This is a genomic window from Candidatus Rokuibacteriota bacterium, from assembly GCA_016209385.1.
Classification (GTDB): domain Bacteria; phylum Methylomirabilota; class Methylomirabilia; order Rokubacteriales; family CSP1-6; genus JACQWB01.
Window position 1 is genome coordinate 1 of record JACQWB010000134.1, and the last position, 9,572, is coordinate 9,572.

The 9,572-nt window shown below is 68.9% G+C and carries 13 protein-coding genes and 1 tRNA gene; 11 read left to right on the forward strand and 3 right to left on the reverse strand.

What is annotated here, in order from left to right; genetic code table 11:
* The 11 genes from HY726_08935 to HY726_08985 all read left to right on the forward strand — a co-directional run.
* The coding region (locus HY726_08935; protein MBI4609121.1) for a bifunctional 5,10-methylene-tetrahydrofolate dehydrogenase/5,10-methylene-tetrahydrofolate cyclohydrolase at nt 1-196 on the forward strand (196 nt) is incomplete at its 5' end.
* 186 nt (nt 197-382) lie between these two features.
* Nucleotides 383-610, forward strand: a complete 228-nt coding sequence (locus HY726_08940; protein MBI4609122.1) for a YgiT-type zinc finger protein — start codon at nt 383-385, stop codon at nt 608-610.
* Nucleotides 611-623: 13 nt separating this feature from the next.
* Nucleotides 624-1,982: an exodeoxyribonuclease VII large subunit gene (locus tag HY726_08945; GenBank protein MBI4609123.1), complete on the forward strand. Its 1,359-nt coding sequence runs from the start codon at nt 624-626 to the stop codon at nt 1,980-1,982.
* Nucleotides 1,963-2,205: an exodeoxyribonuclease VII small subunit gene (locus HY726_08950; protein MBI4609124.1), complete on the forward strand. Its 243-nt coding sequence runs from the start codon at nt 1,963-1,965 to the stop codon at nt 2,203-2,205. The genes HY726_08945 and HY726_08950 overlap by 20 nt, the downstream gene beginning before the upstream one ends.
* Complete coding sequence (locus HY726_08955; protein MBI4609125.1) at nt 2,202-3,131, forward strand: polyprenyl synthetase family protein; 930 nt, start codon at nt 2,202-2,204, stop codon at nt 3,129-3,131. Before HY726_08950 ends, HY726_08955 begins: the two co-directional genes overlap by 4 nt.
* Before the next feature lie 120 nt (nt 3,132-3,251).
* The gene (eno, locus tag HY726_08960) at nt 3,252-4,538 is read left to right on the forward strand and encodes a phosphopyruvate hydratase (protein MBI4609126.1); all 1,287 of its coding nucleotides are present in this window, start codon (nt 3,252-3,254) and stop codon (nt 4,536-4,538) included.
* Entirely contained in the window at nt 4,535-4,840 is a 306-nt protein-coding gene (locus tag HY726_08965) for a septum formation initiator family protein (GenBank protein ID MBI4609127.1), read from the forward strand. The genes eno and HY726_08965 overlap by 4 nt, the downstream gene beginning before the upstream one ends.
* 1 nt (nt 4,841) lies before the next feature.
* Complete coding sequence (locus tag HY726_08970; GenBank protein ID MBI4609128.1) at nt 4,842-6,341, forward strand: glycosyltransferase; 1,500 nt, start codon at nt 4,842-4,844, stop codon at nt 6,339-6,341.
* Between the two features lie 12 nt (nt 6,342-6,353).
* Complete coding sequence (locus HY726_08975; protein MBI4609129.1) at nt 6,354-6,692, forward strand: hypothetical protein; 339 nt, start codon at nt 6,354-6,356, stop codon at nt 6,690-6,692.
* Between the two features lie 96 nt (nt 6,693-6,788).
* Nucleotides 6,789-6,865, forward strand: a tRNA-Met gene (locus tag HY726_08980).
* Nucleotides 6,866-6,956: 91 nt separating this feature from the next.
* Nucleotides 6,957-7,253 carry a hypothetical protein gene (locus HY726_08985; protein MBI4609130.1) on the forward strand — a complete coding sequence of 99 codons (297 nt, stop codon included), beginning with the start codon at nt 6,957-6,959 and terminating at the stop codon, nt 7,251-7,253.
* 440 nt (nt 7,254-7,693) lie between these two features.
* On the opposite strand, the gene HY726_08990 is transcribed toward HY726_08985, so the two are convergent.
* The 3 genes from HY726_08990 to HY726_09000 form a co-directional block, all read right to left on the reverse strand.
* Complete coding sequence (locus HY726_08990; protein ID MBI4609131.1) at nt 7,694-7,873, reverse strand: hypothetical protein; 180 nt, start codon at nt 7,871-7,873, stop codon at nt 7,694-7,696.
* Nucleotides 7,874-8,175: 302 nt separating this feature from the next.
* Nucleotides 8,176-8,763: a hypothetical protein gene (locus HY726_08995; protein ID MBI4609132.1), complete on the reverse strand. Its 588-nt coding sequence runs from the start codon at nt 8,761-8,763 to the stop codon at nt 8,176-8,178.
* 15 nt (nt 8,764-8,778) lie between these two features.
* The coding region (locus HY726_09000; protein ID MBI4609133.1) for a hypothetical protein at nt 8,779-9,572 on the reverse strand (794 nt) is incomplete at its 5' end.

Sequence of the window (9,572 nt, forward strand, 5' to 3'; positions counted from 1 at the left end):
AGAGGGGGCGTGGGTGATTGACGTGGGCGTCAACCGTCTCGAAAGCGGCCGGCTCGTGGGCGACGTGGACTTCGACTCCGTCGGGCGGCGGGCCCAGGCGATCACGCCGGTCCCGGGCGGGGTGGGACCGATGACGATCGCCATGCTGATGAAGAACACGCTCCAGCTCGCGCGCCGCCAGCTGGGCGTAGCGTGAAGGGTCGCCTTGCTGGGGGTCGTCGTCGTGCGCGGTGGCATGTTGGTAGGGATCTAGCGAGGCGAGTTGGGGGTGGCCGCCCGCGATGCTGAGGAGATTCTAAGACGGATTCTTGGGGAGATCGAGGCTGGAAGGTTTCGAATCACTCGGCATGCCCAGCAAGAGATGGTCTAAGAGGACATCACGTTGAAGTGTTCGATCAAGGATTGCTCGGGAGAGTACGAGGAAAGGAAGATCGTCCACACTGTCCGACATCATGGGCATGTCGTAGTCATCGATGGTGTTCCGGCAGAGGTGTGTTCGGTGTGCGGAGATGTCTTGCTGCAGCCCGATACGGTCAGACGGATCGAGGCAATCTTGCGTGAACCCGGCAAGCCGGACCGAACGGCACCGGTATATGAGTACGCTTCATAGGGGAGATCCAGGCATGAGTGACCAGCGACCGGTCTGGACCGTCTCCGAGCTGACCGCCCGGATCAAGGAGCTGCTCGAGGAGCGCTTCCCCGCCTGCTGGGTCGAGGGGGAGATCTCGAACCTTCGCGTCGCCGCCTCGGGCCACGCCTACTTCACCCTCAAGGACGAGTCCGCCCAGATCAAGGCCGTCCTCTTCCGCAACCGGTCGCGGCGCGTGCGCTTCGAGGTGGAGGACGGGCTCCACGTCCTGGCCTTCGGCAGCCTCGAGGTCTACGCGGCCAGGGGAGAGTATCAGCTCGTTGTGGAGCTGCTCGAGCCCAAGGGGCTCGGGGCGCTGCAGCTCGCCTTCGAGCAGCTCAAGGCGCGTCTCGCCGCCGAGGGGCTCTTCGCCCCGGCGCGCAAGCGCCAGCTCCCGCGCTTCCCCCGCAAGATCGGGATCGTCACGTCGCCGACCGGCGCTGCGGTGCGCGACATCCTCAAGATCCTGGGTCGCCGCTTCGCCGACCTTCACCTCCTGATCGCGCCGGTGCGCGTGCAGGGTGAGGGCGCGGCCGGCGAGATCGTCCAGGCGCTGGCGGACCTCAACTACGTCGGGGACCTCGAGGTGATCATCGTCGCGCGCGGGGGCGGTTCGCTCGAGGACCTCTGGGCGTTCAACGAGGAGGCGGTGGCCAGGGCCATCGCGGCCTCCAAGGTGCCGGTCGTCTCGGCGGTCGGGCACGAGACCGACTTCACGATCGCCGACTTCGTCGCCGACGTCCGGGCCCCGACGCCGTCGGCGGCGGCCGAGCTGGTGGTCGAGGAAAAGGCCGCCGTGGTCGCCCAACTGCTCGACCTCCGCGGGCGTCTCATCCGCTCGGTGCGCCAGCGGCTCGATCGGCACCGGGCGGGGGTTGAGGGGCTGGCCCGCCGGCGCGTCCTGACGGATCCGGCGCGCCCGCTCCGCGACCGCCAGCGCCGGGTCGACGAGCTGGTCCCGCGCCTGGTCGCGGGGCTCGGGGCGTGCGGGAGGCGCGTGCGCCAGCGCTTTCTGCTCGTGACGACGACCTTGCGCTCGCAGACTCCGTTGACGCGAGTCGCCGACGGCGCCCGCTTCCTCCGCCAGCTCGACGGGCGGCTGCGGCTCGGAGTCCGCCACAGCGTCGAGAGCTCGCGCCATCGGCTGGGGAGCGCCGTCGGTCAGCTCGACAGCCTCTCCCCGCTCTCGGTCCTCCGGCGGGGATACAGCCTGACCCGGCTCCCGTCGGGCGAGATCGTCCGGTCGGGGCGCCAGGTCGAGCGGGGGAGCCCGATCGAGGTCTTGCTCCGGGAGGGGACACTGGACTGCCTGGTTCAGGAGGTGCGGGAGCGCGATGACCGACTTCAAGTTTGAAGACGCCCTCGCCCGCCTGGAGCAGATCGTCAGCACCCTCGAGGCGGGCAACCTCTCCCTCGAAGAGTCGCTGAAGGCCTTCGAGGAGGGCGTCGCGCTCGCCCGCCGCTGCGCCAAGTACCTGGAGGAGGCCGAGCGCCGGATCGAGCTCCTGACGCGGGACGAGTCCGGCCTGCTCAAGGCTCAGCCGTTCGGGCTGGAAGGGGAGGAGAGCGGGCAGTGAGCTTCGACCTCGCGTCCTACGTCGCCGAGCGCCACCGGCTCGTCGACGAGGCCCTCGATCGCTGCCTCCCGCGCCCGGAGGTCTACCCGTCCACCATTCACGAGGCGATGCGCTACAGCGTCTTCGCGGGCGGGAAGCGGCTGCGGCCGATCCTGGCCATCGCCGGAGCCGAGGCGTGCGGGGGGACGGCCCGGGACGTGATGCCGACGGCCTGCGCGGTGGAGCTGATCCACACCTACTCGCTGATCCACGACGATCTGCCGGCGATGGACGACGACGATTTCCGCCGGGGCCGCCCGACCAGCCACAAGGTGTTCGGCGAGGCGATCGCGATCCTCGCGGGCGACGCCCTGCTCACCCTGGCCTTCAGGCTCATCGCCGAAAACTTCGCCGAAGGCGCGGGCCCGGCCGGTGGCGGGGACACCACTCCCGTGAGGGGCCCGTCCCGCCTCCGTGCGGTCCTCGCCGAGATCGCTGAGGCCGCGGGGACCGGCGGCATGATCGGGGGTCAGGTCGTGGACATCCTCTCCGAGGGGAAATCGGTGGGCGCCGACACCCTCGAGTACATTCACACGCACAAGACGGCGGCCCTGATCCGGGCGTCGCTCCGGGCGGGCGCGCTCCTGGTCGGCGCCCCGGCGGGCGCGCTCGAGGCGATCAGCCGGGCGGGCTCGCGGGTCGGCCTCGCCTTCCAGATCGTGGACGACATCCTGGACGTGGAGGGAAGCCTGGAGGAGCTGGGGAAAACGGCGGGGAGCGACACGCGCAAGCGGAAGGTGACCTACCCCGGGCAGTTCGGGCTCGAGGCCTCACGGATGCGGGCGAAGTCGCTGGTTGAGGAGGCCAGGGCGGCGCTGGAGCCCCTGGGGTCGCGCGCCGAGCCGATCAGGGCGCTGGCGGCCTTCATCCTCGAGCGGAGGTCATGACGAGCACGTCGCGCAGTCCTTCGGGCTGTGACGCGCTCCTTGTTCGAGCGCGGGCTTTGCCCGCGCAACCCCCGGGGGAGGTTCGGAAGGGGGGCTCCGCCCCCCTCCGAGGATCGTAGGGTGTCGGCCATCGTCGAGATCCACGCGCGCGAGATCCTCGACTCCCGAGGGAACCCGACGGTGGAGGTCGAGGTGACCCTCGAGAGTGAGGCTTCCGGTCGGACTGCCGTCCCCTCGGGAGCCTCGACGGGCAAGCGGGAGGCCGTCGAGCTGCGCGACGGCGATGCCAAGCGGTTCCACGGCAAGGGGGTGCTCCGCGCCGTCAGGAACGTGCTCGAGGTCATCGCCCCCGAGCTGACGGGGATGGAGGCCTCCCAGCAGGCGGCCGTGGACCGGCGGCTCGTCGAGCTGGACGGCACCCCCAACAAGTCGGCACTGGGCGCCAACGCCATCCTGGGCGTCTCGCTGGCCGTCGCCCGCGCCGCGGCGAAGGAGGCCGGGCTTCCCCTCTACCAGTACCTCGGAGGCCCGGGCGCTCGGCTCCTGCCGGTGCCGCTGATGAACGTCCTGAACGGGGGCGTCCATGCCGACAACGGCCTCGACATCCAGGAGTTCATGCTGGTCCCCGCGGGCGCGCCGCGCTTCGCCGAGGCGTTGAGGATGGGGGCTGAGATCTTTCACGCGCTCCGACGCCTGCTCAGCGACAAGGGGCTCTCCACCGGGATCGGCGACGAGGGCGGCTTCGCCCCGGTGCTGCCCTCCAACACGGCGGCCCTCGATCTGCTGCTCATGGCCGTCGAGCGGAGCGGCTACCGCCCCGGCGAGGATGTGTTCCTGGCTCTCGATGCGGCCGCGAGCGAGTTCCACCGCCAGGGCCGCTACCACCTGAGGGCCGAGGGCGCCGCGCGGAGCAGCGAGGAGATGATCGCCTTCTACGCGTCGCTCGTCGGTCGCTACCCGGTCTGCTCGATCGAGGACGGCCTCGGCGAGGAGGACTGGGACGGCTGGGCGGCGCTGACGCGGCGGCTCGGCGCACAGGTCCAGCTGGTGGGCGACGACATCTTCGTGACCAACCCGGCGATTCTCCGCGAGGGGATCCGCAAGGGCGTGGCCAACGCGGTGCTCGTCAAGCCGAACCAGGTCGGCACGCTCACCGAGACGCTTGAGGCCATCGAGCTGGCCAAGCGTGCCGGCTACGGCACGGTGATCTCCCACCGCTCCGGCGAGACCGAGGACACGTTCGTCGCCGACCTGGCCGTGGCGGTGAACGCCGGGCAGATCAAGACCGGGTCGCTTGCCCGCGCCGAGCGCACCGCCAAGTACAACCAGCTCCTTCGGATCGAGGAAGAGCTCGGGGCCGCCGCGGCCTGGCCGGGCCGGGGGCCGTTCACCCGGAGCGCGGCGTGAGGCGGAGCCGGCTCCTCGTCAGCGGCGCGCTCGCCCTCGCTACCGTCGCCTTCCTCGGGCTTCTGGCCTACGGCGGGAGCGGCCTGGTCCGCGTCTGGCAGATGAAGCGCGAGGTCGGGGCCCTGGAGCAGGAGCTCCGCCGGCTCCGGTCAGAGACCGAGCAGCTCACGCGCACCGTGGACCGCCTGCGCGAGGATCCGGCCCAGGTCGAGAAGATCGCCCGCGAGGAGCTGGGCCTGCTGAAGGAAGGGGAGAAGGTGCTGCAGTTCCCACCCACGCCACACCGGGAGGACAGCCGCTGACATGGATCTCCTGATTCCGTTCCTGTTCCTGATGGCGTTCGTCGTCAACTTCCGCGCGGTGGTGAAGCTCCTGATCGACTGGAAGGGGATGCTGACCACGCTCCGCCTCGTGAAGGCCACCGCCACGCGCCTCCACGAACTCCCCTCGGAGGAGGCCCTCGAGCAGGATGACCGGGCGCCGGTGTTTCTCCACCTGGTCCCGGCCTACCAGGAGCCCGCGATCGGCGGGACCTTGCAGGCGCTCCTCGGCTCGCGCTACCCCCAGTCGAAGCTCCACGTGGTCGTGGTGACCAAGGCGGAGGAGGACCTCGCGCCCCACCCGGCCATGGGAATCTCGACCGCCGAGGTCGTCCGCCGCTTCCAGGCCGAGCTGCCGCCCTACCAGCAGAAGCGGCTCTGGATCCTGACGATGCCGGGAGCCGGGCGGAAGGCGCACCAGCTCAACTGGGCCCTCCGTCCCGAGCTGCTGGGCGAGGTCCTCGGCGAGGCATTCGACCCCGCGCGCCACTTCGTCGGGGTGTCCGACGCCGACTCGCTCCCCGATCCGAACGTCTATCTCTGGATCGCCCAGGAGGAGCTGGCCGGCCGCGGGGCGCTGGCCTACCAGGGCGTCACGCTCTCGCTCGCCAACTTCGACCGGCTCGATGTCCGCAGCCGGATCTGCGCGGTCCAGCAATCGTCCATCTTCATCCGCGTCTCGATCGCCCGCCTGATCAACGAGGTCAAGCGGGTCAGGATCCTCGAAACGCTCTGCCGGCGCGCGCCGTGGGCCGCCGGGGTGATCCGCCCGATGTTCGAGTTCCTCTTCCGCCGGTCCCAGATCTGTCTCGGCCACAACCAGTTCGTCCGCCTCGATACGCTCCAGTCCCTCGGCGGGTTCCCGTCCGACGGCGCCACCGAGGACTCCACGCTCGGCTACGACCTGGGCCGCCGCGGCATCCTGATCCGGGCGCTGCCGCTCGTGGAAGTCAACGATCTCCCGGAGACGCCCGAGAAGATCATCCGCCAGAACGCGCGCTGGTACAAAGGGGTGCTCGACGATGTCCGCCACCTCTGGCGCGCGTGGCGGGATGAGCCCCGGGCCTTCAACCTGGCCCAGCTCCTCCGCCACGTGGGCAACAAGGTGGTCGAGTGGCCGACGGCGGTCCTGGTCTATCCCCTCCTCGGCTTCCTCGGCTGGCAGCTCGCCTACTTCTACCGGGATCCGCTCTGGCTCTTCGCCCTGGCGCTGGCCTTCCCCGGCGCAGCCCTGGGCCTCAGCATCTGGGTCGGCGGGCTCGTGACGCAGCGGACGATCGAGGAGCTGATGCCCTGCCTGCCGAAGCCCGTCGACGTCAGGTGGAAGACGCTCAGGGACAGGTTCTGGGGAGTCTTCCGCTGCCAGACCTACTGGCTCCTGGCCACGCGCGCTGCCTGGCGCGTCCTCTGGGCGCTGGCGCGCACCGGTTGCTACGAGCCGGCCAAGACCGATCGGGTGATCCGGCCGAGGGTAACTGGGTAATCGTTCCCGGTTGTGACAGAGCCGGTCTTCAGCTTTTCTGCCGAAGCTGGCGAGGCCTGGGACGAGCGAATCCGCGCGGCCTTCGACCAGGTCCGCCACCGCCGCCACCTGGAGGCGCTGGATCAGAGCCCGGTCCTGGAAGCCCTCGCCGAAAACCTTGATCGGGCCTGGGTGGCAGTGCATCGGCCCGGCCCCGGCCAACCGGAGCGCTTCGTCCTGAACGAAGCGGCCCTCGCCGTGTGCGGGCTTGCCGGCCTACAGCTTCCTCCGGCGGAGCCCGTTGCCGGAGCGCTTCCCCGCCCGCTGACGCTCCTCCGCGCAGGAGAGCGGGCCCGCGCTCCTGCCGGCTGACCGGGGCCGGCCGCCGCCATCGCTACTGGAGGCTGAGCTTCGTCGGGGCCGGCAGGGTTGACAGGCGAGCCGTCTTACGGTAAGAAAGAGGCGTCACGCGGGGTGGAGCAGTCCGGTAGCTCGTTGGGCTCATAACCCAAAGGTCGCTGGTTCAAATCCAGCCCCCGCAACCAAAGAAATCGGGGGGTTAGGGCGAGAGGCTCTAACCCCTCAGTCGTTTCATTCAACAGCCATTCAACAACTCGTGCGAGGAGGGGTGGGAACATGGCGAACAAGCAAAGAAAGACGGGCGCGAAGGGTCGTCCCGAGTGGGGGGCACAAGCTAGCCAGCTCGCTCACCACTTCGGGCTCTCTGATGCTGACGTGAAGCGCGAGATCAGGGGGGCGCTTGCCAGGCTCATCGCGGAGGAAATTGCCCGCGACGAAGTGAAGAAATGGCGATCAGCGCATCCACGCGAGAGCGATCTAGACATGGTGCCTCTGGGAGCCGGTTCGTCACCTGAGCGCCCGCCCCGGCGAGTCTGGATGAAGCCGCCGCCCGAAGGCCAACAAGAATCGTAGCCGGGGACGCGGCGGTGCTCAGTACCTCAAGCGCGTCTAGGGACGGACGTACCTATTGACCGGGTGCGAGTAGCAAAGAATCTCTGTCTGGTAGTAGCGCTCTTGGAACAAGGTAATTAGGCGCTTGATGTCCTGCTCTGCCTCGTTCAACTGATTGTCGGGAGCTATCACCATGACGCTGAAGCTCCGCTCTTGGGGTCCACCTTGGTAGCCCCCAGCAAGCGGCGGTGGGCCGAACGGATTGGAGATGGTATAGCCCCCGTACCGCTGGTACTTGGCGGTCAGGTCATTGAGAATGTCAGCGATTTCGGACAACTGAACAAACTGGGGCGTGTGCCGAGGATCATCCCGCCTCACATACGAGGCAGGCAGAAGCAACTCAAACTTCACGCAGGAGATAGTCTCAAATTCCTGCGGAATTTCACCCCTCCCGAGGAGGACTAGCCCGCGCTGAGAACCTGATAGGAAATGTCGTGCTCGTCAAGGCGGCGGAGCGTGTCGCTCGGCACGCGGTATACGTCCTTTTGCCCGGTATACTCGACCATGCCGCCCAGCATGATGAGCCGCAACCCTTCTTCCTTCTTCTCTTTCTCTTCGGTACTCAGGAAGATCGTGTGCATCGTATCCTCCAATCGGGACTGATTATAGCACGAGCCTTCGGCTGGATCCTGCTCCTCAGTCAACGCCTTTCGCCGAGCCGGGATCGAAAAGGGGACCGTCCCGCCCGCGCAGGAGCCTGTGCCGCCGTGATCACGCGACGGCGCAGCCGCGGGGACGCGGGCGGGTTCGCGGCCCGGCGCCGGTCCCGGGCACCGGGGACTACCCCCGCGAAGTCGAAGATCACCCGTCCGTCCCTACCTCGACGTTCTCCGCAAGGCGGCGCGTGAGCCAGTCCTTGGCGACGGACTCCGGGAAGTCCACGTCACCCCTCCAATCGCCTCTTGATCCTCTCGACCATGTCGCCCTGACCCAGGAGCGCGGGGAATGGGTGCCCGAGATCAGCCTCGTCGCGTCGGCCGGCGAGGCGCGTCGTCTCCTCGCTGTACCGCGCCCGCTCGCGCGCGAGATCGGTCGCGTGCTCCACGGCTACGAGCAGTTTCTCATCAAGGGCTCGCAGCCCTGCGCGCCGCCGCTCGTGAATCCACGCCCGGGCCCCCTGCTTGGCGGCGGCGATCCACCGCGCCACTTCCGCGAGGGCGCCCCGGCACTCCGCGACGATCTCGGCGGCAGGGCCCACGTCGAGGGCGCCGGCGGGCACCGCGAGGGCGTCGAGGCGCTTTTCTACCGCGTCGAGCGCGGCGGCGATCTCGGCGCGCGCTCGCTCAGCCAGGCGGAGCTCCGGGTCCTGGTCCAGAGACCAGGCAGACGCCGCGCGCACGCGGGCGGCGCGCGCGCGCTCGCCTTCGGGCCCATCTCTCAGCGCTCGCACGTCGCGTATGAAACGCGCTCCGGCCACCTCCGACCCGATGAACTGAGCCACCATCTGCTCCACCCCTTGCATGACCCCCATTGTCCTCCCCTCCTCCTAGTCCACGCGCCCCCGTACCTTGTTGACGGCCTTGGTGACCTCAGCGCTGATCACCTCGCCCATCGCTGCCACGAAATCGTTAAACACCACCGAGTCCTCGGTCGCCTCGGGCACCCGCGCGGGCTGCTCGCGCACGATCTTGCCGACCGTAGCCTCTAGCTCACGGGTGTCCATGAGGAGATCCGCCATTAGAGGTAATCCAAGGCTCGGGAGCGCGGCAAGATGAGCCGATAACCGAAGCTCGTGCTCAGGACCACAGCCGGCTCTCCTCCGCGTCCCTGCCAGGCGACCCGCTCGGCGAGGCAGGCGAGCGCGCGCTCCAGGGGTGTCGTCGCGGACATGCGCGGCCACGCGCTGCCCCTTGTGGAAGCCCTCGACCGTCGTCGCGGTGACCCGGACATCGACCACCTCGTGGACGAGGGAAAAGGGGACCGAGTAGTAATGGCGACGGATCTCGACGTGGTAGTCGATGTTGACCCGGGCGCTCTTCCACTCCGCGTAGACGAAGGGCTCGGGGGGCAGCGGCCGCAGCGCGGGACGGTCCAGCCGCTCGAAGAGCTCCCGCCGGCTGGCCTGGTAGAGGCGCATCGGGCGGTCATTGAGTTCGTGGAGCCACTCGGCGATCCGGGCGTTGAGGGCGGTCAGAGACAAGAAGGTCTCGTGGCGGAGGCGCGCGTGGATCCACCGCGCGGCGATCGTCAGGGCGTCTTCGGTTTTCGCCTTGTCACGGGTCTTCGCCGGCCTGGCCGGCAGGATGAGGGTGTCGTATTGCTGGGACAAAGCCTCATAGG